25 protein-coding genes are annotated in these 25,182 nt (G+C 64.6%); 12 read left to right on the forward strand and 13 right to left on the reverse strand.

Going from position 1 to position 25,182, the window contains the following annotated elements:
- Window positions 1–122 precede the first annotated feature (122 nt).
- Entirely contained in the window at window positions 123–1,025 is a 903-nt protein-coding gene (locus AB4074_RS03900; protein WP_441412190.1) for a Bax inhibitor-1/YccA family membrane protein, read from the forward strand.
- Window positions 1,026–1,051: 26 nt separating this feature from the next.
- Here AB4074_RS03900 and AB4074_RS03905 read toward each other — a convergent pair whose 3' ends face one another.
- The 3 genes from AB4074_RS03905 to galT are packed head-to-tail and all read right to left on the reverse strand — an operon-like array spanning window position 1,052 to window position 4,643.
- A complete protein-coding gene (locus AB4074_RS03905; RefSeq protein WP_441412191.1) occupies window positions 1,052–2,290 on the reverse strand; it encodes an acetyl-CoA C-acetyltransferase in 1,239 nt (412 codons plus the stop codon).
- Between the two features lie 53 nt (window positions 2,291–2,343).
- The gene (gene galK, locus AB4074_RS03910) at window positions 2,344–3,513 is read right to left on the reverse strand and encodes a galactokinase (protein WP_441412192.1); all 1,170 of its coding nucleotides are present in this window, start codon (window positions 3,511–3,513) and stop codon (window positions 2,344–2,346) included.
- Window positions 3,510–4,643 carry a galactose-1-phosphate uridylyltransferase gene (galT, locus tag AB4074_RS03915; protein ID WP_441412193.1) on the reverse strand — a complete coding sequence of 378 codons (1,134 nt, stop codon included), beginning with the start codon at window positions 4,641–4,643 and terminating at the stop codon, window positions 3,510–3,512. The genes galK and galT overlap by 4 nt, the downstream gene beginning before the upstream one ends.
- Window positions 4,644–4,745: 102 nt before the next feature.
- Here galT and AB4074_RS03920 point away from each other — a divergent pair, with 102 nt between their 5' ends.
- The 4 genes from AB4074_RS03920 to AB4074_RS03935 are packed head-to-tail and all read left to right on the forward strand — an operon-like array spanning window position 4,746 to window position 8,942.
- Window positions 4,746–5,696: an aldose 1-epimerase family protein gene (locus AB4074_RS03920; protein ID WP_441412194.1), complete on the forward strand. Its 951-nt coding sequence runs from the start codon at window positions 4,746–4,748 to the stop codon at window positions 5,694–5,696.
- Between the two features lie 41 nt (window positions 5,697–5,737).
- Window positions 5,738–7,063 carry an AI-2E family transporter gene (locus AB4074_RS03925; protein WP_441412195.1) on the forward strand — a complete coding sequence of 442 codons (1,326 nt, stop codon included), beginning with the start codon at window positions 5,738–5,740 and terminating at the stop codon, window positions 7,061–7,063.
- 3 nt (window positions 7,064–7,066) lie between these two features.
- Window positions 7,067–8,305: a threonine ammonia-lyase gene (gene ilvA / locus AB4074_RS03930; protein WP_234751316.1), complete on the forward strand. Its 1,239-nt coding sequence runs from the start codon at window positions 7,067–7,069 to the stop codon at window positions 8,303–8,305.
- Between the two features lie 13 nt (window positions 8,306–8,318).
- Entirely contained in the window at window positions 8,319–8,942 is a 624-nt protein-coding gene (locus tag AB4074_RS03935) for a rhomboid family intramembrane serine protease (protein WP_441412196.1), read from the forward strand.
- A 122-nt stretch (window positions 8,943–9,064) separates the two neighbouring features.
- Here the strand turns inward: AB4074_RS03935 and greA are convergent, their stop codons facing one another.
- Both greA and AB4074_RS03945 read right to left on the reverse strand, forming a co-directional pair.
- Complete coding sequence (gene greA / locus AB4074_RS03940; RefSeq protein ID WP_437772887.1) at window positions 9,065–9,559, reverse strand: transcription elongation factor GreA; 495 nt, start codon at window positions 9,557–9,559, stop codon at window positions 9,065–9,067.
- A 153-nt stretch (window positions 9,560–9,712) separates the two neighbouring features.
- A complete protein-coding gene (locus AB4074_RS03945; protein ID WP_441412197.1) occupies window positions 9,713–10,171 on the reverse strand; it encodes a DUF4307 domain-containing protein in 459 nt (152 codons plus the stop codon).
- A 129-nt stretch (window positions 10,172–10,300) separates the two neighbouring features.
- Between AB4074_RS03945 and mca the strand changes: the two genes are divergently transcribed.
- The 3 genes from mca to AB4074_RS03960 all read left to right on the forward strand — a co-directional run bounded on the left by mca (window position 10,301) and on the right by AB4074_RS03960 (window position 13,877).
- Window positions 10,301–11,206 carry a mycothiol conjugate amidase Mca gene (gene mca / locus AB4074_RS03950; RefSeq protein WP_441412198.1) on the forward strand — a complete coding sequence of 302 codons (906 nt, stop codon included), beginning with the start codon at window positions 10,301–10,303 and terminating at the stop codon, window positions 11,204–11,206.
- Window positions 11,207–11,275: 69 nt separating this feature from the next.
- Complete coding sequence (locus AB4074_RS03955; protein ID WP_441412199.1) at window positions 11,276–11,641, forward strand: hypothetical protein; 366 nt, start codon at window positions 11,276–11,278, stop codon at window positions 11,639–11,641.
- Complete coding sequence (locus AB4074_RS03960; RefSeq protein WP_441412200.1) at window positions 11,619–13,877, forward strand: thioredoxin domain-containing protein; 2,259 nt, start codon at window positions 11,619–11,621, stop codon at window positions 13,875–13,877. Before AB4074_RS03955 ends, AB4074_RS03960 begins: the two co-directional genes overlap by 23 nt.
- Here AB4074_RS03960 and trhA read toward each other — a convergent pair.
- On the reverse strand, window positions 13,874–14,515 hold the full coding sequence (trhA, locus tag AB4074_RS03965; RefSeq protein WP_441412201.1) for a PAQR family membrane homeostasis protein TrhA: 642 nt from the start codon (window positions 14,513–14,515) through the stop codon (window positions 13,874–13,876). The two genes, AB4074_RS03960 and trhA, sit on opposite strands and share 4 nt — an antisense overlap.
- 244 nt (window positions 14,516–14,759) lie before the next feature.
- Here trhA and AB4074_RS03970 point away from each other — a divergent pair, with 244 nt between their 5' ends.
- Together AB4074_RS03970 and AB4074_RS03975 are read left to right on the forward strand one after the other, a co-directional pair.
- Entirely contained in the window at window positions 14,760–15,521 is a 762-nt protein-coding gene (locus AB4074_RS03970; RefSeq protein WP_437773976.1) for an isoprenyl transferase, read from the forward strand.
- 250 nt (window positions 15,522–15,771) lie between these two features.
- Window positions 15,772–17,169 (forward strand): PhoH family protein, encoded by a 1,398-nt coding sequence (locus AB4074_RS03975; RefSeq protein ID WP_236816243.1) that lies wholly within the window; start codon window positions 15,772–15,774, stop codon window positions 17,167–17,169.
- 116 nt (window positions 17,170–17,285) lie between these two features.
- Here AB4074_RS03975 and AB4074_RS03980 read toward each other — a convergent pair whose 3' ends face one another.
- Window positions 17,286–17,930: a GNAT family N-acetyltransferase gene (locus tag AB4074_RS03980; RefSeq protein ID WP_441412202.1), complete on the reverse strand. Its 645-nt coding sequence runs from the start codon at window positions 17,928–17,930 to the stop codon at window positions 17,286–17,288.
- Between the two features lie 218 nt (window positions 17,931–18,148).
- Complete coding sequence (locus AB4074_RS03985) at window positions 18,149–18,919, reverse strand: hypothetical protein (protein WP_441412203.1); 771 nt, start codon at window positions 18,917–18,919, stop codon at window positions 18,149–18,151.
- Window positions 18,920–18,978: 59 nt separating this feature from the next.
- Between AB4074_RS03985 and AB4074_RS03990 the strand changes: the two genes are divergently transcribed.
- A complete protein-coding gene (locus AB4074_RS03990) occupies window positions 18,979–19,560 on the forward strand; it encodes a prepilin peptidase (RefSeq protein WP_441412204.1) in 582 nt (193 codons plus the stop codon).
- A gap of 164 nt (window positions 19,561–19,724) precedes the next feature.
- Window positions 19,725–20,198, forward strand: coding sequence for an NUDIX hydrolase (locus AB4074_RS03995; protein WP_441412205.1), 474 nt, complete (start codon window positions 19,725–19,727; stop codon window positions 20,196–20,198).
- On the opposite strand, the gene AB4074_RS04000 is transcribed toward AB4074_RS03995, so the two are convergent.
- The 5 genes from AB4074_RS04000 to AB4074_RS04020 all read right to left on the reverse strand — a co-directional run bounded on the left by AB4074_RS04000 (window position 20,186) and on the right by AB4074_RS04020 (window position 25,175).
- Window positions 20,186–20,386, reverse strand: a complete 201-nt coding sequence (locus AB4074_RS04000; protein ID WP_441412206.1) for a hypothetical protein — start codon at window positions 20,384–20,386, stop codon at window positions 20,186–20,188. The two genes, AB4074_RS03995 and AB4074_RS04000, sit on opposite strands and share 13 nt — an antisense overlap.
- Window positions 20,387–20,503: 117 nt before the next feature.
- Window positions 20,504–22,228, reverse strand: a complete 1,725-nt coding sequence (locus tag AB4074_RS04005; protein ID WP_441412207.1) for an MDR family MFS transporter — start codon at window positions 22,226–22,228, stop codon at window positions 20,504–20,506.
- Window positions 22,225–22,893 (reverse strand): TetR/AcrR family transcriptional regulator, encoded by a 669-nt coding sequence (locus AB4074_RS04010; RefSeq protein ID WP_441412208.1) that lies wholly within the window; start codon window positions 22,891–22,893, stop codon window positions 22,225–22,227. Before AB4074_RS04010 ends, AB4074_RS04005 begins: the two co-directional genes overlap by 4 nt.
- Window positions 22,894–23,025: 132 nt before the next feature.
- Window positions 23,026–24,462: a class II fumarate hydratase gene (locus tag AB4074_RS04015; RefSeq protein WP_441412209.1), complete on the reverse strand. Its 1,437-nt coding sequence runs from the start codon at window positions 24,460–24,462 to the stop codon at window positions 23,026–23,028.
- Window positions 24,463–24,560: 98 nt separating this feature from the next.
- Window positions 24,561–25,175, reverse strand: a complete 615-nt coding sequence (locus AB4074_RS04020) for a carbonic anhydrase (protein WP_441412210.1) — start codon at window positions 25,173–25,175, stop codon at window positions 24,561–24,563.
- Between the last annotated feature and the right edge of the window lie 7 nt (window positions 25,176–25,182).

The raw sequence follows: 25,182 nt of genomic DNA on the forward strand, positions 1-25,182 counted from the left end.
CGGCACCCTCACAACAAACAGGGTGCCGGCATCAGCGGCGGTGGAACTTTCGGTGCGGACTAAGCGTGGGAATTGGTAGCGTGAACTATCACTTCGCACCCACGGCAAGAAGGACACCCACCATGGCACTCGGCGGCAACCCGATCTTCAACGGAAAGAATTTCCGTGGAGCCACACAGGCTCCGCCTGTTCCCAGCTACTCCCACGGACAGAACCAGTACGGCCAGAACCAGTACGGCCAGCCCCAGTACGGCCAGCCCGCCTGGGCGGCACAGCCGCAGATGACCAGCGATCAGCTGCAGCAGATGTACAACCAGCCCGCAGCCGGTCCGGCCGAGACCGGCCGTATGACTTTCGACGACGTCATCGTCAAGACGGCGGCCTGCCTTGCGGTGCTGTTGCTTGGCGCAGCCGTCACGTTGTTCGTGGCTCCCGGCACGGCAAGTCTCCTCATGATTGTCGGCGCGTTGGGCGGCTTCGCCCTAGGCATGGTCAACTCCTTCAAGAAGCAGCCGTCCCCGGCACTGATCCTGACGTACGCCGGCCTTGAGGGTTTGTTCCTCGGAGGCCTGACCCGCCTCCTGGATGGTATGTTCCCGGGCGTTGGCCTGCAGGCAGTCATCGGTACCCTCGCGGTGTTCGGCGTGACGTTGGCTCTCTTCAAGAGCGGCAAGGTGCGTGCCACCCCCAAGGCAGTGCGCTTCTTCATGATCGCCATGCTCGGCTACCTCGTCTTCGCAGTCATCAACATGGTCCTGGTGTGGACCGGCGCCGTCCAGTCGCCGTTCGGCCTGAGCAGCAGCGTGCACATCTTCGGCATCCCGCTGGGCGTTTTCATCGGTATCCTGGCGATCGGCCTGGCCGCGTTCTCCCTGGTCATGGACTTCACGAGCATCGAGCAGGGTGTCCGGCAGGGTGCTCCGGAGAAATACTCCTGGACAGCTGCTTTCGGCCTGACCGTCACGCTTGTGTGGCTTTACGTGGAGATCATCCGCCTGCTGGCGATCCTGCGCGGCGACGACTAACTAGCGCGGGGAGGTCTTCGAGCGGCTTACGACAGCCGCTCGAAGACCACCGCCATGCCTTGCCCGCCACCGACGCACAGCGTCGCCAGTCCCAAGGTGCCATCCCGTTCGCGGAGGCCATTGAGCAAGGTGGTGGTCATGCGGGCGCCTGTCATGCCAAAGGGATGGCCAAGGGCGATGGCGCCGCCATGGACGTTGAGCTTCTCCGGATCGATGCCCAGTTCGCGGGCGCTCGCCACCACCTGGACAGCGAAGGCTTCGTTGAGCTCCACGAGGTCAATGTCTGCCATGCTCAGCCCCGCCAAGGCCAAGGCCCGTCGCGAGGACTCCACGGGTCCCATCCCCATGAGCTCCGGGGAAAGGGCACTGACTCCGGTCGAGACAATGCGGGCCAGCGGCTCGAGGCCAAGCTCCCGGGCCCTGACATCGCTCATGACCACCACGGCGGCGGCGCCATCGTTGAGCGGGCATGCATTCCCCGCAGTCACGGTCCCTTCCTTGCGGAAGACCGGCTCCAAGGAGCTGACGGCTTCAAGCGTGACGCCGGCGCGGGGTGAATCGTCGCGCTCGACCACGGTGCCGTCCTTGCGGGTGTACGGCGTGATCTCCCGGGCATAGAAGCCGGAGGTAATCGCCGCCTCGGCGCGGTTCTGGCTCTGGACCGCCCACAGGTCCTGTTCCGCCCGGCTGATTCCGTGGCTCGTGGCCACGTTCTCGGCGGTCTGCCCCATCGCGATGTAGACGTCCGGCATCCGTCCACCCATGCGGGGATCAGTCCACGGCGTGTTGGACGCAGCCCGGGCCGCCGTGCGGGCACGCGCCGCCTCAAACAGGGGGTTATGAAGGCTGGTGTCCGTTTCCCCGGCACCGAGCCAGTTCTGGTAACGGGACACCGATTCGACCCCTGCTGAGACGAAGGCATGGCCTTCCCCGGAACTGATCGCATGGAAGGCCATCCGCAGGGTCTGCAGGCTCGAGGCGCAGAAGCGGTTGATCGTGGCCGCGGGGACCGTGTCCAGGCCGGCCAAGACGGTCACCACCCGGGCCATGTTCGAACCCGCCTCGCCGCTCGGCTCGGCGCAGCCAAGGTAGAGGTCATCGAGGCCGCGGCCGTCCAGTGCTCCTGGATCAAAAGCCGGAATCTTCGCCAACGCAGCAGTCACCATCGCCGCCGCGAGGTCGTCAGGACGTTCGTCCTTAAGGGACCCTTTGAAGGCCCGTCCAATCGGGCTTCTGGCGGTGGAAACGATGACAGCCTCAGTCATGCCCCCAGCTTACGCCGGGGCCCGCTCGCCGAAAGGCGGCGGATGCACCGACGTCAGGCGAGGCGTGTGGCCCCGGCGGCCGGAGTCACGGTGAAGATGTCCGGCGTCGTGAAACCTGCGGCCGCGAACGCGCGTACGACGGCGTCACGCACCTCCTGCTCATGGCCCACCGGGGTGAGGGCGATAGCTGAGCCGCCGAAACCGCCTCCTGTCATCCGGGCACCGATCGCGCCGTGGGCACGGGAGGTTTCCACCGCCAGATCCAGTTCCGGGCACGAGATCTCGAAGTCATCGCGCATGGACGCATGGCTCGCATCCAGGAGCCTGCCGATATGGGCGGGTCCGTCCGTGGTGAGTCGTTCCACGGTCTGCAACACGCGGTCGTTCTCCGTGACGATGTGCCGCACCCGCCGGAAGGTGGTGCTGTCCAGAAGGCCGCTGGCTTCCTCCAGATCGCCGATGCCAACGTCGCGGAGCGCCGGGACCCCCAGTACCTGGGCGCCCAATTCGCAGGAAGCCCGACGGGAGGCATAGCCGCCGTCCGCATGCGAATGGGAGACCTTGGTATCGATGACCAGCAGCACGAGCCCGGCTTCCTGGGCGTCGAAGGGGACCAGTTGGACGCTCTGGTCGCGGCAGTCCAGGAAGACCGCATGGCCCTTTGACCCGCGAAGCGACGCCGACTGGTCCATGATTCCGGTGGGGGCGCCCACGAAGTCGTTTTCGGCCCTCTGCGTTGCGAGGACCATGTCTTCGGCGCCCAGTCCCGCGCCGGTCAGCTCGTTGAGGGCCGAGATGACGGCGCATTCGATGGCGTGCGACGAGGACAGCCCCGCGCCAAGGGGGACATCCGAATCCATGAGGAGGTCGAAGCCCGGGACAAGGATGCCGCGCTGTTGCAAGGCCCAGGCCACGCCGAGCGGATACTTCGTCCAGCCCTTGGCTGCTTCCGGGACCAACATGTCGACGTCGGCTTCGACCAGGCCCTGCCCGCCGAAAGTGGACAGCAGCCGGACACGTGAATCACGGCGGATCCGGACTGCAACCTTCGCCGTCTTGTCGATGGCGAAAGGCAACACGAAGCCCTCGTTGTAATCGGTGTGTTCGCCGATCAGGTTCACTCGTCCCGGTGCTTGCCACACGCCGTCGGGGGCTGAACCGAAAGTCGACTCGAAAAGCCCGGACAGGGCACCCAAGGCCGGGGCGTCGGGAGTGGAGGTCATGCTGGGGCCCCTTCCGGAATAGCGCGCTGCGAATCGCTGGCGACGGCGCGCAGCCGTTCTGCCACGGACTCGGGCGTGGTGTCGTTGACGAAGGCTCCCATGGCGGCCTCGGAACCGGCAAGGTACTTGAGCTTGTCGGCGGCACGGCGTGGGGAGGTGAGTTGCAGGTGCAGGTGGCCGGACGGTCTCAAGGCAGCATTGAGGGGTGCCTGGTGCCATGCGGAAATGTACGGCGTGGGAGTCGGATACAGGGCATCCATGCGCTTGAGCAACTCAAGGTAGACGTGGGCCAATTCGTCGCGTTCTTCGCCGCTCAAGGCGGCGAGGTCTGGAACTTGCCGATGGGGGACGAGGTGCACCTCCAGCGGCCAGCGGGCGGCGAACGGCACGTAAGCGCTGAAGTGCTCGCCTTCGAGCAGCATGCGGCTCCCGTCCCGCCGTTCGGCCTTGAGGATCGAGGACGTCAGCGATTCCCGGCCCTTGGAGTTGTCGAAGTGCCGGCTGGCAGCGGCGCCAAGGCTTGCCGCCCGCGGCGTGACGTAGGGGTAGGCATAGATCTGTCCGTGTGGGTGGTGGAGCGTTACCCCGATGTCCGCGCCCCGGTTTTCGAACGGAAACACCTGCTGGATTCCAGGGAGCGCGCTGAGCGCTTCGGTCCTGTGCGCCCAGGCCTCAATGACAGTGCGCGCCCTGGTTTCGCCAAGCTCGGCAAAGGATCCGGTGTGGCTGGGGGTGAACGAGACAACTTCGCAGCGGCCGTAGGCGGGGCCTGCCGTTCCCCATGCAGGGGTGCCTGGAATCGTGCCGACCGCCGGGCCCAGTGAGGGGAAGCGGTTCTCGAAAACCACGACGTCGTAGTCCGGCGCGGGAATTTCCGAAGGGTTCGCGGGAGTGGTGGGGCAGATCGGACATTGGTCCGCGGGCGGAAGATGGGTGCGGCTTTGGCGGTGTGCCGCGACGGCGACCCATTCGCCGCTCAGCGCGTCGTAGCGCAGCTCGCCCGGATCAGCTCGCGGCGGCAGCTCACGGTGATCCGTCAGCGAGCCGGGATCGCGCTCCGGCGAGCCGGCGTCGTCGAAATAGATCAGCTCCCGGCCATCGGCGAGGCGTGTGCTGGTAAGGCGAGTCATGGATTCATGGTGCCACAGAGTGCTCAAAAAGGCAAAATATCTAACAAAAAAGAACATTAAGAGTGGGGTCAAGCAAGGCGCGGCATGCAGTACGGTGGTGCCATGCCTCCCACAACACCGATTTCCGCGCCGGGCGAAGAGACCGTATCCCGCCGCTTTGCCAGCGGACGCCAATTCGAGATCCGCCGCGGTGACGCGCTCGCCGTCGTGACTGAGCTCGCCGCGGGCTTGCGGTTGTTCAGCCGCGACGGCGTCCAGCTCACCGAGAGCTACGGGGACGGGCAACTACCGCCCGGTGCTACCGGAATTACCCTGGCTCCGTGGGCCAACCGGATCGAAGACGGGATCTGGTACCTCGACGGAAAGAAGCAGCAACTGGACATCACGGAGGTGTCCCGCAACAACGCGAGCCACGGGCTCCTGCGCAACTCCTCCTACGCCCTCGTGGCGGAGGACGAATTCTCCGTGACCCTCGAAGCCGTGATCTTCCCGCAGCATGGCTACCCCTTCCTTGCCCGGCACCAGGTCCGCTACGAGATCGACGCCGGGCTCGCACTGCGGGTCTCCCAGAGTTTCATCAATGATTCGGCGGCACCCGCGCCCTTCGTACTCGGGGCACACCCGTATTTGCGCGTTGGGGACGTTCCGCCGGAAGAGATGGTCCTGACTGTCCACGCCGGCACACGGCTCGTGGCCGACGAGCGGCTGATCCCGCGTAGTTCGGTGCCTGTCGAGGGCGATTTTGATTTTGGCGGCGGCCGGAGCGTGGGCGGCCTGGATGTCGATGTGGCATTCACGGATCTGGAGTTCGACGGCGGCATCGCCCGCCAAACGCTGTCGGCGCCGGATGGCCGGAGTGTCTCCTTGGAGCAGGACGAAAACTGCGCCTACGTCCATGTCTTCGTCACGGATACCTTTCCTGGCCGCTCGAAAGCAGTTGCGATCGAGCCCATGACCGGTCCCGCCAACGCCTTCAACTCGGGGGAGGGGCTCCGGTGGCTTGAACCAGGCGAGACCTTCACCATGAGGTGGGGAATTGTGGGCATGCTGTAGATGGGTTTCCCATCCGGCACTCCCTGCGGAATTATGGGGGAATGACGCCAGCACAGGACGCCACGCCATCAAGTGACCCCGTTTCGGCCGTGCCCAGGCCGGTGTCAGAGCATCACATTGCGCAGGACATCCCGTATGGAGTGCGGATCGCTGCCGCCTGGGCCTGGCGGGTGGGCCTCATCTTGGTGGTAGTTGGAGCCCTTATTTGGCTGTTGGGGAAGGTCAGCTTCCTGATCATCCCGCTCATGGTCGCCTCCCTTCTTGCCGGCTTGCTCTACCCGGTCACGCGGTGGCTTAGGAAGCTCAAGATGCCGCATGGGGCTGCCGTTGCCATCACGGTGTTGGGGTTCCTCGGGGTCATTGCGGGAGCACTGGCGTTGGTCGGCCGGCAGCTCGCAGTGGGATTCGGCGAGCTTTGGCAGGAAGCGCTTACGGGCATCCAGCAAATCCAGGCGTGGCTGGCCGAAGGGCCGCTGCATCTGACCGCGGACCAGATCGACACCTACATCCAGAGCGCCGCCTCGGCCCTGCAGAACAACAGCAGCAGCATCCTCAGCGGTGCCCTGTCGTTCGGCAGCACGGCCGGGCATTTTGCGGCGGGCATGGTCCTGGCCCTCTTCATCCTGATTTTCTTCCTTCTGGAGGGATCGAGGATCTGGCGGTTCATTGTCGGGCTCCTGCCCAGGACTGCGCGCGCCGCCGCCGACGGCGCCGGCCGGCGCGGTTGGTCGTCCATGGTCAGCTACGTGCGCATCCAAATGTTTGTGGCGTTCGTGGACGCTGTGGGGATCGGCGTCGGCGCAGCGATTATCCAGGTTCCCCTCGCACTGCCGCTGGGGGTCCTGGTGTTCATCGGTTCATTTATCCCGGTGGTCGGTGCCCTCGTGACGGGAGCCATCGCCGTGCTCCTGGCTTTGGTGGCCAATGGTCCCGTCAACGCGCTCGTCATGTTGGCCATCGTGCTGTTCGTGCAACAGCTCGAAAGCCATATCCTCCAGCCGCTCATCATGGGCAAGGCAGTATCGTTGCACCCTGTCGCCGTGATCTTGTCCGTGGCAGCCGGTTCCTACCTGGCCGGAATTCCGGGAGCGCTCTTCGCCGTTCCGCTCCTCGCCGTAGCAAATACGGCGGTTCGCTATATTGCCGCGCGGACGTGGGAACATGATGAAGGACTGATGACGGCGTACGCCGGCGCAGGGATTGCACCACCGGACTCCGATGAGGAACCCACCATCAAGGAAATCCACCGTCCCGGCGCCGACGCGGGCGCACGGTCCAATAGCGGCGAAGGCGCCGCAGGTCAGCACGCGGCTGCGGAACGGACATTCCCCAAGGATGCCGCAGAGCACACCAACAAAGGAGACTAACCCGTGAATACCCTCGATACCCTGCCCGTCACCCTGGACGATGTCCTTAAGGCGCGGGAGCTGCTCGAGGGCATTATTACCAAGACCCCCATCGAGTCCTCGCGGGCTCTCGGAGCGATGGTAGGCGGAGAGGTCTTCTTCAAATGCGAGAACCTCCAGCGGGCAGGATCCTTCAAGGTCCGTGGTGCGTACGTGCGCATGGCGCGCCTGTCTCCCGAGGAAAAGAAGCGCGGCGTGGTCGCGGCTTCGGCAGGCAACCATGCACAAGGCGTTGCGGTGGCGGCGAAAAGCCTGGGAATCAAGGCGCGCATCTACATGCCCCTCGGTGTAGCGCTTCCGAAGCTTGCTGCGACCCGCAGCCACGGCGCCGAAGTTGTCCTGCATGGACACAACGTCGATGAGGCCCTGGCCGAAGCCCAGCGCTACGCGGACGAAACAGGCGCCGTCTTTGTCCACCCCTTCGACAACGTCGACGTCGTGGCGGGCCAGGGCACCGTCGGGCTCGAAATCCTGGATCAGGTCCCCAACGTCGACACCATCCTCATGGGAGTTGGCGGCGGCGGCCTGCTCGCCGGCGTCGCAGTGGCCGTCAAAGCGAGGGCCAGGGAGCTGGGACGCGAGATCCGGATCATCGGCGTGCAGGCCGAGAACGCGGCCGCCTACCCGCCGTCGCTCGCCGCTGATGCCTTGGTGCCGCTCAAGAAGGTTTCCACCATGGCGGACGGCATCGCCGTCGGTCGCCCCGGCCAGCTGCCGTTCAGCATCATCCGCGAACTCGTGGACGACGTCGTGACTGTGAGCGAAGACTCCTTGGCCCGGGCGCTCATCTTCCTGCTGGAGCGCGCCAAGATGGTGGTCGAGCCGGCCGGTGCTGTCGGCGTCGCCGCCCTCATGGACGGCAAGATCGAAAACCCGGGGACCACCGCCGTCATCCTGTCGGGCGGAAACATCGACCCCATGCTGATGCTCAAGGTGATCCAGCGCGGCCTCTCAGCAGCCGGACGCTACATGACCGTGCGCATGATGCTGGACGACCGGCCCGGTTCCTTGGCCACCATCGCCCGCATCATCGCCGAAAACGATGCCAATGTGACCGGCCTGGATCACACCCGCGTGGGCGGCGCGATCAGCATGGGCGACGTCTCCATCACCGTCAACCTGGAAACCAAAGGCCACGAGCACAGTGAGCAGGTCCTCGCAGCCCTTCGCGCCGAGGGCTTCCACCCGATCGTGGTGCACTGACGGGCTGCTGGCCATGGCGCTTTACGACAACAGGGACGGGCGGGTACCGGCCAAGGATTCACTGGCCATCCGTGCCAGGGGCGGATTGCTGTTCATGGGTGGCTTCGTTGTGCTGTTGGCTGTGATCGAACTGGTCAACACCTTGATGTCGCACAGCCTCAACGCCATCTTCGGGCTGCGGCCGCGGAGCGCGGACGGGGTTTTCGACATCCTGACGTTCCCCTTGCTCCATGCCAATTTCGGCCACCTTCTGTCCAATGCGCTGCCGTTGGTCATCTTCGGATTCCTGGTGTTCCTGTCCGGTCTCCGGGTGTTCCTGACGGCTCTGGCGTTTAGCTGGCTAGGCTCAGGCCTTGCGGTGTGGCTCATCGGCGGGGGAGGCGTGACAGTGGGCGCTTCGGGCCTGGTCTTCGGACTGTTTGCTTTCCTGTTGGTGCGCGGGTTCTTCAACCGCAGCTGGTGGCAAATCCTGCTGTCCGTGGTGCTTTTCCTGGCGTATGGCAGCATCTTGTTCGGCGTGCTGCCCACCGTGATGGGTTTCGTTTCCTGGCAAGCGCATCTTGGCGGGGCCGTCGGGGGAGTGGCGGCCGCAGTGCTGCTGCGCCCGCGTCCCCGCGCCGTGGCCCTGCCCAACTGACTCGCAGTTGTTGTCGTTAAGAGGCCTCAAAACGACAACAACTGCGAGCTACTTGGGGGGGAAACGACGACGGCGGCCCGCCCCGCGAAGGGGTGGGCCGCCGTCGTTGTTTCGCGGAACTATCAGCCGGCGAACGGCTTGGCGGAAACGATCTCCACCGGAATTTCCTTGCCGTTGGGGGCGACGTAGCTGATTTTGTCGCCTTCCTTGTGGCCCATGATCGCCACGCCGAGCGGGGACTTCTCACTGAAGACGTTGAGATCGGAATCGCCGGCGATTTCACGGGATCCGAGCAGGAAGGTCTCTTCGTCACCGGCAATGCGGGCGACGACCACCATGCCCTGCTCGACGATTCCGTCATCGGCCGGAGCTTCGCCCACCTGGGCATCGCGCAGGAGCGCGGTCAGCTGGCGGATGCGGGCCTCGATCTTGCCCTGCTCTTCCTTGGCGGCGTGGTATCCACCGTTTTCCTTGAGGTCGCCCTCCTGACGGGCGGCTTCGATCTTCTGTACGATCTCCGCACGGCCAGGGCCGGAAAGGTGGTCCAGCTCTGCCTTCAGGCGGTCAAATGCGTCCTGGGTAAGCCAAGCTGCAGGCGCGCTGTTGGTGGTCGACACGGACTTCTCCTTATGGATCTGACAAGCAAAGACCCCGCCGGTGCAGGCCACTCGTGGAACTCAGCAACCAACTCAGCGGGGTTAAGGTATTGATCCAGTGTAGTCAATGGTGTGGACAAACCCAAGCTCACTGAGTCGCGGGTCACACCTTTGCTATTTGCTGCCGTCTACAATCCAGCAGTTGTCCACGACTGCGGACACGGCCTCGGACTCGGTGCGCAGGATGGTCCTTTGGGCGGTTGTCTGGCCGCCGTCGGCCCCTGCTTTGGGGGCGTTCGGGCCGATCTCGACGACTTTCCAGCCGACCACCGCGAACTTGGAGTCCAGGGCCTTGACCGCGCATTTCGCGGTGGCATCAGGGTTCTTGGTGACCTGGAAATCGACCGACAGCTGGGTGGCGTCGGTGGCGCTGTAACCGATGTCCTTGAAAGACACAGACGACTGCGAGGAAGACGTGGTGACCCAGAACAAGAGCCCGATGGCCACGAGAAGGACGGCGATGACGATGTTCCGTTTGGTTTTCCCTCCGAAGGCGCGCTTTTGGCTGCCGTAGCGATTGGCTAGGCTGGTAGTTGCCGGCAGCGCCGTGCCCGATGGGTCTTCCGAAGTCACCCACCTAGTTTAGTGGGCTTCCGGCGCCTTCCCGCACACAGCGGAGCGGCACGCGTTAGAAACTCCTGATCAGTTCACAGTCGTCAGCAAGCCCAGAACAGCATTACCTGGAAAGAGGAACCGTACCGGATGAGCACATCCACCAGCCCCGACACGCAGCTCCGGCTGCTCACCGTCCACGCACACCCGGACGACGAGTCAAGCAAGGGCGCGGCAACCATGGCGATGTATGCGGCTTCCGGCGTGGAGGTCATGGTGGCTACGTGCACTGACGGTTCCCGCGGGGACATCCAGAACCCGGCCATGGAGTCGGCTCCACACCCGAAGCGGGACATGGCAGGCGCGCGCCGCTTGGAAATGAAACAAGCTGCCGCGGTCCTGGGAATCAAGCAGCGGTGGTTGGGTTTTGTGGATTCCGGACTGCCCGACGGCGATCCGTTGCCACCCCTGCCTAGCGGCTGCTTTGCGCTTCAGCCCCTTGAGCGGGCGGCGGCACCGCTGGTCCGCTTGGTCCGCGACTTCAAGCCGCACGTCATAGTGAGCTACGACGAAAACGGCGGCTACCCGCATCCGGACCACATCATGGCCCACAAGGTCGCCGTCGAAGCTTTCCACGCTGCCGGCGACCCGGAGCGCTACTCCGGGACAGGCGAAAGCTGGGCGCCCAGCAAGCTGTACTACGATCGCGCCTTCAGCCCCGACCGTTTCCGCGCCTTGCATTTCGCGCTCGAAGAGGCGGGCCTGCAATCGCCTTATGCCGAACGCCTGGCTTCCTGGCTCGAAGCCGACGCGGAAGGCCATACTCCGCCGAGGCCGATGCACCAGACCACTACGCAAGTGGATTGCGGTGACTACTTCGAGGCCCGTGACGACGCACTCAGGGCGCATCGGACCCAGATTGATCCCCTTGGATTCTTCTTCGCGGTATCCCCGGAGATGCAGCGCAGGGCCTGGCCGTGGGAGGACTACACGCTGGTCGACTCCCGTATCCCGGCTGAACTGCCGGAAAAGGACCTGTTCGCAGGGCTAAGATAGGATCGCCGGCGATTTCTATCAAGCGTAGAAGTCGCCACCGGCTGGAAACTCCCATAGAAGGTTTGAACCGTGCACCACTTTCTCATCGCCCTGGCCACGACCCCGTCGCCTACCCCGACCCCGTCGCTGCGCCCCGGCTTGTCGGAAGACCAGGTGACCCCGGGCACCTGGGGTTTCGTCCTGACTGCCTTCATCGTGGTGCTCACGACCTTCCTGATCGTTGACATGGTGCGCAGGATCCGGCGGGTACGGTACCGCGCCCAGGTTGAGGAAGCCCTCGTCGGCGAGACCGACGGCGCTGAGGCTGAGGGCACTGAGATTGACGGCACTGCAATCGACGGCACCGGGACCGATGGCGCCGGGACCGGCGGCGTCGTCCCGGGCAAGCCGGGCGTTAAAGAATCCGACGGCGATGCCGGCTCCGGAGCCCGCTGACCCGGGCACCACCCGGGAATGGCCGGGGGCGTCAAACGCCCTTGGTTCGGAGCCGTCCGCCTATCTCCGCCAGCATGCGGACAATCCGGTGCACTGGCGGCCGTTCGGCGATGAGGCCTTCGCCTTTGCGGCGGCCCGCGATGTACCCGTTTTTCTCTCTATCGGCTATGCCGCGTGCCATTGGTGCCACGTCATGGCTCACGAGTCGTTCGAAGACGAGGACATAGCCGACTATCTGAACGCCCATTTCGTGGCCATCAAGGTAGACCGCGAAGAACGCCCCGACGTGGACTCGATCTACATGGCAGCCACCCAGGCAATCAGCGGCGAGGGCGGCTGGCCGATGTCCGTCTTCCTGACTCCCGACGGCTTGGCCTTCCATGCAGGCACCTATTTCCCGCCGACCCCACAGCCGGGAAGGCCGTCCTTCCGCCAAGTGCTTGAAGCGGTCCAAGAGGCGTGGCTGGAACGCCGTGACGCCGTCGAGCAGAACGCGCGACGGCTCGCCGCCGGCATGGCCGACGCCCAGCTGGCCGCGGCGGTGTTCCTCGACCGGCCGTCAGAAAGCCTGGACAGAAGCCTGCTATCCGAAGCTGTGCGTCACCTCGCCCGCTCGGAGGACCCCGACGACGGTGGCTTCGGCGGCGCTCCCAAGTTCCCGCCGTCGGCCATTCTTGAGTTCCTGATACGGCACGCCGCCGTGCCGTCGGATACCTCGGACGCCGCCCGCGACATGGCGGGCCGCACTCTCGCCGCCATGGCCGGTTCCGCACTGTGCGACCAGCTCGACGGCGGCTTCGCCCGGTATTCCGTGACCGCGGATTGGTCCGTGCCGCATTTCGAGAAGATGCTTTACGACAACGCCCAGCTTCTCCGCGCTTACGTCCACTGGGTACGGCTGAGCGGCGACTGGGTCCTGCCTGCCGGCGAGGCAGCAAGTGTGGCGTTGCGGGTGGCGGACTGGATGCTGGATTCGCTCGGCGTGGGCGATCCCGCGACCCCGGGCGGACTCGCATCCTCGCTCGACGCCGATACCGTGGTGGACGGAGTTCATCATGAAGGCGCGTCCTCCCTGTGGACTCCTGCAAGCCTCGAAGCCGTGCTTGGCCCGGGGGACGGCGCGGCCGTGGCCCGGCTCATGAACGTGGGGCCGTCCGGGACGGTCTCGGAGCTTGGATCTCCGCTCCATCCCGGGCGCCGGCTGTCCGGGGCGGAATCGCTGTTGTGGAACCGCGTCAGGCCCGCCCTGCGCGCCGCACGCTCGGCCCGCCCCCAGCCGGCCCGGGACGACAAGGTCGTGGCGGGCTGGAACGGCCTGGCCATCGCGGCGCTTGCCGAAGCCGGAGCGGTCCTGGACAGGCCGGAACTGGTGACCGCGGCGGAAAGCGTGGCCGAGTACCTCATGCGCGTGCATTGGCGTCCGGCGGCCGGCCCCGAAACACTCAGTGCCTCAAACGCCGGCACCTCAAAGCCCGGGGCGGGGGTGCTGATCAGGGTCTCGCACGACGGCGTTGCGAGAGGGATCAGCGGCCTGCTGGAAGACTACGCGTTTTGTGCCGAAGGCTTCCTGGCTCTCTACGCCGTGACTGGCCAGCGGAGCTGGTACGTGTTCGCGGAGGAGCTGATCAGCGGAGCCTGCGCGCGCTTCGTGGTGGACGGCAGATTGTCGGACTCTGTGGGGGAGTCGGCCCAGGTATTCAACGCGCAGGGCCAGCACGCGGGCCTGGACCCCTTCGACAATGCGGCCCCGAGCGGGGCGGCGGCCTTTGCCGGAGTGTTGCTGAGCTATGCGGCGTATTCCGGTTCGCACGAGCACCGAGCCATGGCAAGCAGCATCCTCTCGCTCCTGCCGCCGATAGCCGGGCGGGCGCCCAGGGTGGCGGGATGGCTGCTTGCGACCGCCCAGGCGGCCTTGGCCGGTCCCATAGAGGCCGCCGTATCCGGCCCTCCAGGCGGGAAGCAGCTGGAACTCCATCGCGCTCTGTTGGCTTCGCCGAGCCCCGGGCTGGTGGTCGCGGTCCAGCTCGGTATGGCTGGCGAAAAAGCCGACGGCGACGGCGCGCCGCCCGGGTTCCGCGCCAAGGAACCGGAGGTGCCATTGCTTGAGTCGCGCACGGCAGCTGCGGACGGCTCGCCACAGGTGTATTTGTGCCGGGGGATGGTGTGTGACCTGCCGCTTGGCTCCGTTGAGGAACTCGTGCAGCGCCTTGACGCGATGACGGAGGCCGCAGGCTAGCTCAGCACGGCAATCATGATTGCGGCGAAATGTGCGGCGAAGGCCAGCACCGTGAGGGCGTGGAAGAGTTCATGGAAGCCGAAGTTCAACGGACTGAAGTTGGGCCTCTTGATCCCGTAGAAAACGGCGCCAGCGATGTAGAGGGCCCCGCCCACACAGATCAGGATCGCGGCCGGAACGTTCGCGGCGAAGAACTCCGGCAGGTAGAACAACGCGCCGCAGCCCAGTGCGACGTAGATGGGCACGTAGAGCCAACGTGGAGCGCCGGTCCAGAGAACCCGGAACAGCACTCCCAGTAGTGCTCCGGACCAGATCACCCACAACAGGAGCACGGCCTTGGGGCGCTCCAGGAGGGACCACGCCAGGGGTGTGTAGCTGCCCGCGATCACGAGCATGATGTTGGTGTGGTCCAGGCGTTTGAGGACCATCCTGGTCTTCGGCTCCCAATTGCCGCGGTGGTAGACCGCGGACACGCCGAAGAGCAGTACACCCGTCATAGCGTAGATGGCGGAGGCGATTTTGCGATCCGTCGTAGGCGCCATCGTCACTAGGACGATCCCTGCCGCGACGGCGAAAGGCGTGGCCACAGCATGTATCCAGCCGCGCCACCTTGGTTTGGTTGTGAGCAGCTCCGACATCGTTAAAGCGTAACCCGCGGGCGGATAAGTTACTGCCGAGTAGCACGTTTTGCGATCGTTTTCCGCTGCTCAGGTGTGCCGACTGCCCGCCTTGGGAAGGTAGCCTTGGTGGTGCGCCTACGGCAGAAGTCCGGAGGTGCCGATCGTTGTTTGGCCGAAGGGTTGGCTGCCAACCAGGCTGGCCGCCGTCGTCGTTTGTTTCGCTTTTCACATGCTGTTCAAAGGAAGTCAGGTGAGTGTCCGGATGGAGTGGCCCGGCTTCCTCTACGGCTTCTACGAGCGCAAACTGCTCCGTTCGCTCGAACAAGAGAAGATTCCCCGGCACATCGGCGTCATGGTTGATGGCAACCGCCGCTGGGCGCGGCAATTCAACGCTCCCACCAGCGAAGGCCATCAAGCGGGCGCGGACAAGATCCACGAATTCCTCGGCTGGTGCCAGGAACTCGGAGTCAAAGTCGTCACGCTCTACATGCTATCGACGGACAACATGAACCGTTCCGGCGAAGAACTCGAACTGCTTATGGGAATCATCGCCAACACCCTTGATCGCTTGGATGACGACGCCGATATCTCGGTCCACGCCATGGGTGCGCCGGAGCTCCTTCCGGACTATCTCGCCGAGCGGCTCAACAAGCTCACGGCCCGCACACCGATCCGCGAGCGGCTCCATGTGAATGTGGCCGTCGGGTACGGCGGACGGCGCGAGATCGTTGACGCCGTGCGGGAACTGCTGCACGACGCCGTCGCGCACGGCCGCGACATCACCGAGCTGGCCGATGAGCTTTCAGTGGACGATATCTCGCGTTTCCTCTACACGCGCGGCCAGCCGGACCCCGATCTGGTAATCCGCACGTCAGGTGAACAGCGTTTGTCAGGTTTCCTCATGTGGCAAAGCGCCTACAGCGAGTTCTATTTTTGCGAGGCCCTCTGGCCCGCGTTCCGCAAGGTTGATTTCCTGCGGGCACTGCGGGACTATGCCGGCCGCCAGCGTCGCTTCGGTTCCTGAGACGGTGAACTTCCCGGTGCGCACCCGTTTACGGGAAGTTCACATTTTGTCTACACGAATCGCCGTTTGGGCTAACCGGAAATGTAATCGCACGGGAATACGTTAATCCCATCAGTAGGCAAACCGCCTGCTGATCGGGGAGGCCAGTAGATGGAGCGAATCATCGCACCAGTTACGTGGGGGGCCGCGCCCGGCCTTCCGGCCGAGCCGCCTCACGAATAAGCCGGGTTCGCCCGGGGCTGGAGTCGATGTGGCTATTTCTGAGCAACTGCCCGTAGTCGTTTCCGACGGGGAAAGTTCAGCTACCTCTCGCACCAAGCGGGCCAACGATGGGCGGACTGCAAAGTCCGGAACCCCGACAGGCCGAAGCTATGTGATTGACACTTCCGTATTGCTTTCCGATCCGCACGCCCTGTTGCGCTTCGCGGAGCACGAAGTCATTGTCCCGATCGTGGTGATCACCGAATTGGAGGGCAAACGCCACGATCCCGAATTGGGTTACTTCGCCCGCAAGGCCCTCAGGCTCCTGGATGACTTGCGCATCGAGCACGGTGGCTTGAATCAACCCATCCCGATCGGATCCGACGGCGGCACGCTGCGTGTCGAGATGAACCATGTGTCAACCGAAGTGCTGCCGGCAGGATTCCGCGGCGCGGACAACGACAGCCGCATCCTGGCAGTCGCCAAGAACCTCGCCAACGAAGGCCACAACGTCACGGTCGTCTCCAAAGACCTCCCCATGCGCGTCAAAGCCTCCGCGATGGGGCTGTTCGCGGACGAATACCGCAATGAACTCGTCAAGGACTCCGGCTGGACCGGCATGGCAGAGATCGAAGCCAGCGAGGATGAAATCACCACCCTGTACGGGCACGAACCGGTTTTCATCCCGGCAGCGGCCGAGCTTCCCGTCAATACGGGCCTGGTGCTGCTCTCCAACCGGGGCTCCGCCCTGGGCCGCGTGGGCGCGGACAAGCAAGTGCGGCTGGTCAAGGGCGACCGTGATGTCTTCGGACTGCACGGCCGCTCAGCTGAGCAACGGCTTGCGATCGACCTGCTCATGGATCCCAGCGTCGGAATCGTTTCGATCGGCGGCCGGGCGGGCACTGGAAAGTCGGCCCTGGCCTTGTGTGCCGGACTCGAGGCCGTCTTGGAGCGCCGGGAACACCGCAAGGTGATTGTCTTCCGGCCGCTGTACGCGGTGGGCGGACAGGAACTCGGGTACCTGCCAGGTTCCGAGGCAGAGAAGATGAACCCCTGGGCGCAGGCGGTCTTCGACACCCTCGGTGCACTCGTCAGCCAGGAAGTCGTCGAAGAAGTCATGGACCGGGGCATGCTCGAAGTCATGCCGCTGACCCACATCCGCGGACGTTCGCTCCACGATGCGTTCGTCATCGTAGACGAGGCCCAGTCGCTCGAAAAGAACGTGCTCCTCACGGTCATGAGCCGCATCGGCCAGAACTCCAAGATCGTCCTGACCCACGACGTCGCCCAGCGCGACAATCTCCGCGTCGGCCGGCACGACGGCGTTGCCGCCGTCGTCGAGACCCTCAAGGGGCACCCGCTGTTCGGCCACATCACCCTGACCCGCTCCGAACGCTCGCCGATCGCGGCCCTCGTGACGGAACTGCTTGAAGGGGCGGAAATCTAAGGCCCCATTGTGCGGAGGGCCGTGGCCGGGTTCGCCGGGCCACGGCCCTCCGCCGATCCTTGTGCCTCCGTCACTGACGCTCGCTCACGTTTGTCGGGTTTTCTGCTGACGCTCGCTCACATACCTAAGAAGTTGGCTGTAGTCTCGTGGCCCTCTACCTTTAGCTTCCAGTCCGGTCTGATGAACGATTCCGGAGTGAGTCGAACGCGTTGGACTTCCCCGACGTCGGTGCCCCATTGGTCGCGGTAAATGCCGTTGGGTTCATAGCCGAGGCTGGCGGAAACGCCCAAGGATTGCTTGTTCCAAATGGCAGCTTCGGAGGTCGCTACTTCGGCGTTCAGGTAGTCGAAGGCGTAGCTGAGGGCTGCCGCGCGCATCTCCTTGCCGAGGCCTTGGCCTTGCGCGCCTTTCTTGAGCCAGGAGCCGGTGGACACAGTCTTCAACGATGCGAAGTTCTTCGCCTCCAGATCCTGGCAGCCAATGAAATCGTCGTTGTGCCAGATGCCGAGGAGGAGCATCCATGATTCCGGAGTCATTCCTGCGCGGCAGCGCCAGTACCACCGGGCCATGTTGGCACCCAACTCATCTTCGGGCAGTTCAGTCCAGGGATTGCTGAAGGGGGACCTCCCTGGCTCGTGAATGCCGCTGAGGGCTGCCCCGACCGCTGCGGGGATGTCAGCGTCCTGGATGGGGCGCAAGACCAAGCGGGGTGTGATCAGGGTAAGGCCGAAGGTGGGCCAGATGGCGCTTAGCTCGTTCATCGGGGAAGCCTAGCGGACACGCCGCGAAAGCCCGTCATCTGTCGACCCGGGCCACCGGAATAGTGAGCGCCGGTTGGGCGGAAGGGGCGTATATGTGAGCGGGCGTTCGGCGAAAGGGGCGTATATGTGAGCGGGCGTTCGGCGAAAGGGGCGTATAGGTGAGCGGGGGTTGGGCGGAAGGGGCGTATATGTGAGCGGGGGTTCCTGGGGGCCTGCCCTTACGAACGGGGGCCGATGTCCCAGCTAATGTGCTTCCGGACGTCGGTGAGATTCATCGATTCGGCGAGGAACAGATCGTCCAGCATGTATTCATCCACGCCTAGAATCCGCATCCAATGCCCCTGACCTGCGGTATTGCCGTCGAGCGATTGGCTGGAAACGCACACGCCCGTTCCCGAGTCCACGCGCAAGAGCGTGCGTCCGGGGAAGCAGAGCGGCGTCGCCGCATCAGACGCCACGTAGCTGGATCCCGGCGTCGCGATGGTTTCGAGAGCTGGGCGCCCTTCGTGATCCACTTCCCGGATGGGGCCGAACGACACCCGGTTGGACTCGGGAAACTCCATCGGCACGGGAGCGTTCCCGGCGAGCTCGACAGGATCGAGGGCTGCCGCGAGCCGACCGTTCCCGAACGACGGTTCGCCGTAGGCCGCTTCGGGACGCCGGCGGACCAAGCCCGCGGAGTCGTAAACGGGGGTGACCAAGTGGGCCGGCAACAGCCACGACTTGCGCTTGGAACCAAGGTAAAGCCCGTCGCGGGAGTCGTTGATGCCCGTAGTGCTATGCAGCAACGCGCCATCGACGGTTTCGAGCCGAAGCGCTCCCGGGCGGCGCAGCCATGCACGCACTGTGGCATCCGGGTTGCCCGGCCGGTCCAGGTATTCGAACCTCAGGCTGGTCCATTTCCACGGGGAGGAACGGCAGAGGTTTCGGAAGGTGGAGGACATGTCGGCGTCGGAATTGCCTTGGATTTCTGCACTGTAACGCCCCATATCCACAGTCTAAGGGTGCGTGACCGGCGCAGCTTTGAGAAAACCGATAACATCCGAGGGTGATCCGAAGACTCGGCGAATTGTGGGGGACCAGTGTCCCGGCCTTCTGGCTGCTGCTCGCAGCTTGCGTGTACTTTGCGGTCATGGCTGCCCGCCTCACGGTCATCGACGTCCGACACCACCTGCTGCCCAACCGGATCGTGTTCCCGTCCTATGCCATCGCCGGTGTATTGCTGCTCGGCGCAGCGGCAGCTGTCACCCTGTCCAGCGGAGCGGCAGCGAACCTTAGCGCCGGAGCGGCAGGGTCCGCGCGCGACGGCGGTGCCTCCTTCCTGGGGGTGCCCGCCTTGGGAGTCGTGGCCGGGGGAGCAGTGCTTTGGTTGTTCTACTTCATCCTGCGATTGGTGTACCCGCCCGGGATGGGCTTCGGCGACGTCAAATTGGCCGGTGTGCTCGGCCTATACCTTGGCTACCTGGGGTGGACGCATGTTTTCGCCGGAACGTTTGCGGCGTTCCTCTTCGGCGGGCTGTGGAGCCTTGGAGTCCTGGCCGCCCGGCGAGGAACCCTGAAATCATCAATACCATTCGGGCCGTTCATGCTGGCCGGTGCCGCCGCGGCGATGTTTGCCCTGCCGGCGTGAGGAGCAGTGAACAAGGCGGAGCGAGAGGCGACCGTTTTGAGCAGCCTTGTCCGCTGTCATTCGGGCATCGCCGGTGGGATACTCGCCCTACTAGCGGATCCGATCCGGAAGGGGAGGCAGTGCTCTTGTTGATGATGGCTGTTTCAACGGAAGCGGGCTAGGCCGTGGCGATCCCGGAATTCATCCGGGAAATCCGCGAGAAGATCGGCAACGACCCGCTGTGGCTGCCCGGGGTTAGGGGCGTAGTCCTGGATGACGAGAACCGGGTCCTGCTGTGCCAACGGGCCGACAACGGCCGGTGGACCTTGATCACCGGAATGCTGGAACCGGGGGAGCACCCGGCCCCCGGTTTGCTCCGCGAGATCTTCGAGGAGACCGCAGTTGTGGCCGAAACCGAGCGCATCCTGGCGGTGGGCGTGATCGGCCCGGTCATGTACCCCAACGGAGACGTGTGCGACTTCCTGGATATTGCCTTCAAATGCCGTTATGTCTCGGGGGAGGCCCGCGTCAACGACGACGAGTCAATCGCCGTCGGCTGGTTTGCCCTCGACGAGTTGCCTGAGATCAGCGCCGGCCACCGCGAAACCATCCGACTGGCGTTGGAGCCGGGCTCCGCCGTCGCGTATCAGCGCGATTGACGGGCCGCGAGGATCGCGCGGGCAGCGAAGAGGCACGCCGCGGCACCGCAAGCAATTGCGCCGACGAGGGTCCACCATTCACCCTTGGCGGAGGCTATGGAGACGGCCAGAAGCCCGAAAAGGACCGCCCCTAATCCCCATCGAACGGCCGGGCTGATGTTCGCGGATTCTTCGGGCTCTGAACTCATGGGTTCCAGCCTAAGCCAAACGCCCGGACCAGCGGACATGCCCGGCTTTGCATCCGGGCAGTGGGCATGTTCCCCATATGTCCACTGGTCCGAGCCAAGGCCGGGCATGTCCTGACGTCAGCGCCGGGCGAGCTCACCGTCATTGTCGCCCACCGGGGCGGACTCCGGCTCAGCGGCTGGGTCGACGGACGCCCCGACGGCCCCCTCTGCGTCCGCCCCGACGGCCCCCTCGGAGGTTCCTCCGAGGCGTTCGGCTTCAAGGCGTTCCGCCTCCTCGCCCCCGACTGCCTCGCCCCGGGCCACCATTCCGGCGGTGTCGGAGAGCGGGATCTGCTTGAGGGTGATCGCGAGCAGGAGGGCGATGGCGATGAACGGGATCAGGTACCAGAACACGGGTGCCAGTGAATCGGCGTAGGCGTTGACGATGGCGTCCTTGACCTGAACCGGCAGTTGGGCCAGCGTCTGAGGATCAAGCTTGCTGGTGGACTGTGCAGCCTGTGCAGCAGAAGCCCCGGCGCCTGTGAATGCCTTGGTGAGGGACTCGGCCAGCCGCGTGGTGAAGATCGAGCCGAAAACGGCCACGCCCAACGAAGCCCCGACCTCACGGAAGTAGTTGTTGGTGCTCGTTGCCGTGCCGATCTGCTCGGCCGGAACCGCGTTCTGGATCACCAGGACGATGACCTGCATGATCAAGCCCAGGCCTGCGCCGAAGATGAAGAGCTGGATGCAGATGACCCAGATCGGAGTCGCCGCCGTGAGGGTGGTGAGCCACAACATCGCAACGATTGTGAGGCTCGCGCCGAGGATCGGGAACATCTTGTACTTGCCGGTCTTGGAGATGCGGATACCGGAGTAGATGGACGTACCCATGAGTCCAACCATCATCGGCAGCATGAGCAGGCCGGAGACGGCGGCTGAGGTACCAGAGGACATCTGCAGGAACGTCGGCACGAAGGCGATGGCGGCGAACATGCCCAGGCCGAGGGTGAAGCCGATGGCGGTTGCGTTGATGAAGATCCGGTTCTTGAACAGGCTCAGCGGAATGATGGGGTCTTCTGCCTTGCGCTCCACGAGGACGAAGAGGAAGGCAGCGAGCACCATGCCGGCGCCGAAGGCCCAGGTGAGGGGGGAGTCCCATCCTTGGTCCTTCTTGCCGCCGAAGTCGGTGAAGAAGATTAGGCAGGCCGTGGCAGCGGACAGCAGCAGGACTCCAAGGATGTCGATGCGCTTTTCGGCCTTCTTGTTCGGCAGGGTGAGCGTGAACCAAGCGATGGTGAACGCCGCAATGCCGACGGGGATGTTGATGTAGAAGGCCCATTCCCAGGTCAGGTGATCGACGAAGAAGCCGCCCAGAAGCGGACCGGCCACGGCGGAGAGGCCGAAGATGGCACCAAGGGGGCCCATGTACTTGCCGCGTTCCTTGGCAGGCACGATGTCCGCGATGATGGCTTGCGACAGGATCATCAGTCCGCCGCCGCCCAGGCCCTGGATGGCGCGGAAGATCACGAAGCCCCAGAAGTCGGTGGCGAAGGCACAACCGATGGAAGCTACGGTGAACAAACCGATGGCAATCAGGAACAGGTTCCTCCGGCCCAGGATGTCACCGAACTTGCCATAGATCGGCATGACGATGGTTGTGGCGAGCAAATAGGCCGTGGTGATCCAGGCCTGGTTCTCCACGCCGCCGAGCTTGCCGACAATAGTGGGCATGGCCGTGGACACGATGGTCTGGTCCAGGCTGGAGAGCAGCATTCCGGCGATGAGCGCCGAGAAAATGATCCAGATCCTTCTCTGGGTCAAGAGCAGCGGTGCGGCTGCTTTGGTCTTGAGAGTGGTACTCACGGTTGGTCCTTCTGGGGTTCGACGGGGTTGGTGTCCAGCGGTTGGGCGAAGAGCGCGCGTGCTGCCTTGAGGTTCTGGTCCAGCAATTCGCGGTAGGGCTCGGTGTTCTCTTCGGAAAAGAACTGTTTACTCGTCTTCTTGGTGACGGCGCCGAAGACCGCGGCGGCCATGATGATCTCGGGGTGGTCTGCGGTAAGGCCTTCCCGGGCGGCGATGAGCTCGGCGAACTGGCGCTCGCGGACTTCGCCTTCGCGGGTCAACCGGCCCAGGAGCTGGGGCTCGGCCGTGACTGCCGCGATGAGCTGGCGGATCTCCGATGGGCTGACGGTGGACCGCTCGAGGACGGCCAGGGTGAAGCGGCGCAGAGCGGACAACAGCGAGTCGGAGATCGTGCCGATTGCACGGGCCGGGTTGCGGTGGAAGGCCTCCAGCGCCTCTTCGGGAAGCTCGTCGGAGAACGAGCCGATCACCGCGTCTTCCTTGGTGTGGAAGTAGTTGAAGAACGTCCGCCGAGAGATCCCGGCCTGTTCGCAGGCTTCTTCGACGGTGAAACCGTTGAGTCCGCGTTGGGCGGTCAGGGACCGTGCGACGGCGGAGATCGCCGCGCGGGTCTGAGCACGCTTGCGCTCCCGGAGTCCGCCGTCATTAATTGCACTATTTTCCACAAAGTAAAGTTTTGCACTTCTTGTCCAAAAGTGCAAGAAAGCTCCTGTGGGCGGAAACGACGACGGCGGCCGGCACCTTCCGTGGGGAAGGCGCCGGCCGCCGTCGGGCTGGCCAGCGGGGCTGGAGGGAGACTAGGCCTTGTGGGCCGGGCGGGTCATGGTGGTGACGTCGAGGGCCTTGTCGAGCTGCTCTTCGGTCAGTTCGCCGCGCTCGAGGTAACCAAGGGAGATCACGGCTTCGCGGATGGTCAAACCCTCCGCAACGGCCTTCTTGGCGATCTTTGCCGCTGCTTCGTAGCCGATGAATTTGTTCAGCGGGGTCACGATGGACGGGGAAGCCTCGGCCAGGAAGCGGGCGCGCTCCACGTTGGCCGTGATGCCGTCGATCATCTTGTCGGCCATGACGCGGCTCGTGTTGGCCAGGAGCCGGATGGATTCGAGCAAGTTGGCAGCCATCACGGGGATGCCGACATTGAGCTCGAAGGCACCGTTCGTGCCGGACCAGGCGATGGCGGTGTCGTTGCCGATGACCTGGGCGCAGACCATGATCGATGCTTCGCAGATGACCGGGTTGACCTTGCCCGGCATGATCGACGAGCCCGGCTGGAGGTCCGGGATGGAGATTTCGCCAAGCCCCGTGTTGGGGCCGGAGCCCATCCAGCGCAGGTCGTTGTTGATCTTCATGAAGGAGATGGCGATGTTGCGCAGCTGGCTGGAGCCCTCGATGAGGCCGTCGCGGTTGGCCTGCGCTTCGAAGTGGTCGCGCGCCTCGGTCAGCGGCAGGCCGGTGTCGGCTGCGAGGAGCTCGATGACGCGCTCCGGGAAGCCTTCCGGGGTGTTGATGCCGGTGCCGACCGCGGTTCCGCCCAGGGGGACCTCGGCGACGCGGGGGAGGGCGGCGTTGATGCGCTCAACGCCGTAGCGGACCTGCGCGGCGTAGCCGCCGAACTCCTGGCCCAAGGTCACCGGAGTGGCGTCCATGAGGTGGGTGCGTCCGGACTTGACGACGTCCTTGAACTCCACGGCCTTGCGGTCCAGGGAAGCAGCCAGGTACTCGAGGGCCGGGATCAGGTCGTTGATCAGGGCCGACGTCGCGGCGACGTGGACCGACGTCGGGAAGACATCGTTGGAGGACTGCGAAGCGTTGACGTGGTCGTTCGGGTGGACAACCTTATCGCTCCCGGCGGCCGAGAGGGCACGAGTCGCCAGTTCAGCGATGACCTCGTTGGTGTTCATGTTGGACGATGTACCCGAACCGGTCTGGAAGACGTCGATGGGGAAATCGCCGTCGTACTTTCCGGCGGCAACCTCATCGGCAGCGTTGGCAATCGCCTCGGCGAGCTCGCCGTCGAGCACTCCCAATTCTGCGTTCGCCAGGGCCGCGGCCTTTTTGACGCGGGCCAGGGCCTCGATGTGTGCGCGCTCAAGCGTCTTGCCGGAGATCGGGAAGTTCTCCACGGCGCGCTGCGTCTGGGCGCGGTACAGGGCGTTCACAGGAACGCGAACTTCGCCCATCGTGTCATGTTCAATACGGAACTCGGCCGTGTTGGATTCTTGAGTGGAAGTCATGGGGCTAGCTTATGGCGAGCAGCCGCTTGACCGAAAACCGGCGGGGCAAAGCTACGGCCGTTGTTTGCCGTCCCTTCGGGGGCGGCCCGGCATCCGGCCTAGAGCTTGCCGATCCCGGAAACCAGCGCCGCGCGGCCTTCGTCCAGTTTGTAGGAAAGCCCGACGACGGCGGCCCGGCCGTCGTCGATCGCGGCGGAAATCACACGGGAACTGTCGGCCAAGCGGCGAGCTGTCTGCTTGACGTGCTCCACCACCATCTCGTTGACGTCCGTCTGCTCGTTGCGCAGTGCGGTGAGGACGGACGGCGTGATCCGCTCTACGAGTGAACGGATGAAACCTGCGGGCATTTCACCGGTCTCCACTGCGCTCTTGGTCGCGGTCACTGCGCCGCAGCTGTCGTGGCCAAGGATCACGATGAGTGGGACATGCAGTTCGGAGATGCTGTATTCAAGCGAGCCGAGGACGGCGTCGTCAATCACCTGCCCGGCCGTGCGGACCACGAAAGCATCGCCGAGGCCGAGGTCAAAGATGATCTCAGCGGCCAGGCGGGAATCCGAACACCCGAAGATCACGGCAAAGGGATGCTGGTCCTCGACCAGGGAATGCCGGCGGGAAGCGTCCTGGTTGGGGTGCAACGATTCCCCGGCGACAAAGCGTTCGTTTCCTTCGCGCAGACGGCGCCAGGCAAGGGCAGGAGTCAGATAGGTAGCCACGGCGCTA

The organism is Arthrobacter sp. 2MCAF14 (genome assembly GCF_052115645.1).
GTDB lineage: Bacteria > Actinomycetota > Actinomycetes > Actinomycetales > Micrococcaceae > Arthrobacter.

Coding starts and splice junctions, on each gene's coding strand:
- trhA (WP_441412201.1), bottom strand. CDS start 14,515: ATGTCGGAGCTGCTCACAACCAAACCAAGGTGGCGCGGCTGGATACAT.
- AB4074_RS04015 (WP_441412209.1), bottom strand. CDS start 24,462: ATGACTTCCACTCAAGAATCCAACACGGCCGAGTTCCGTATTGAACAT.
- AB4074_RS03970 (WP_437773976.1), top strand. CDS start 14,760: ATGGAGTGGCCCGGCTTCCTCTACGGCTTCTACGAGCGCAAACTGCTC.
- AB4074_RS03925 (WP_441412195.1), top strand. CDS start 5,738: ATGACGCCAGCACAGGACGCCACGCCATCAAGTGACCCCGTTTCGGCC.
- AB4074_RS03900 (WP_441412190.1), top strand. CDS start 123: ATGGCACTCGGCGGCAACCCGATCTTCAACGGAAAGAATTTCCGTGGA.
- AB4074_RS03960 (WP_441412200.1), top strand. CDS start 11,619: ATGCCGGCTCCGGAGCCCGCTGACCCGGGCACCACCCGGGAATGGCCG.
- AB4074_RS03985 (WP_441412203.1), bottom strand. CDS start 18,919: ATGGGGCGTTACAGTGCAGAAATCCAAGGCAATTCCGACGCCGACATG.
- AB4074_RS03920 (WP_441412194.1), top strand. CDS start 4,746: ATGCCTCCCACAACACCGATTTCCGCGCCGGGCGAAGAGACCGTATCC.
- galK (WP_441412192.1), bottom strand. CDS start 3,513: ATGACCTCCACTCCCGACGCCCCGGCCTTGGGTGCCCTGTCCGGGCTT.
- mca (WP_441412198.1), top strand. CDS start 10,301: ATGAGCACATCCACCAGCCCCGACACGCAGCTCCGGCTGCTCACCGTC.
- AB4074_RS04000 (WP_441412206.1), bottom strand. CDS start 20,386: ATGAGTTCAGAGCCCGAAGAATCCGCGAACATCAGCCCGGCCGTTCGA.
- AB4074_RS03905 (WP_441412191.1), bottom strand. CDS start 2,290: ATGACTGAGGCTGTCATCGTTTCCACCGCCAGAAGCCCGATTGGACGG.
- AB4074_RS03980 (WP_441412202.1), bottom strand. CDS start 17,930: ATGAACGAGCTAAGCGCCATCTGGCCCACCTTCGGCCTTACCCTGATC.
- AB4074_RS03935 (WP_441412196.1), top strand. CDS start 8,319: ATGGCGCTTTACGACAACAGGGACGGGCGGGTACCGGCCAAGGATTCA.
- galT (WP_441412193.1), bottom strand. CDS start 4,643: ATGACTCGCCTTACCAGCACACGCCTCGCCGATGGCCGGGAGCTGATC.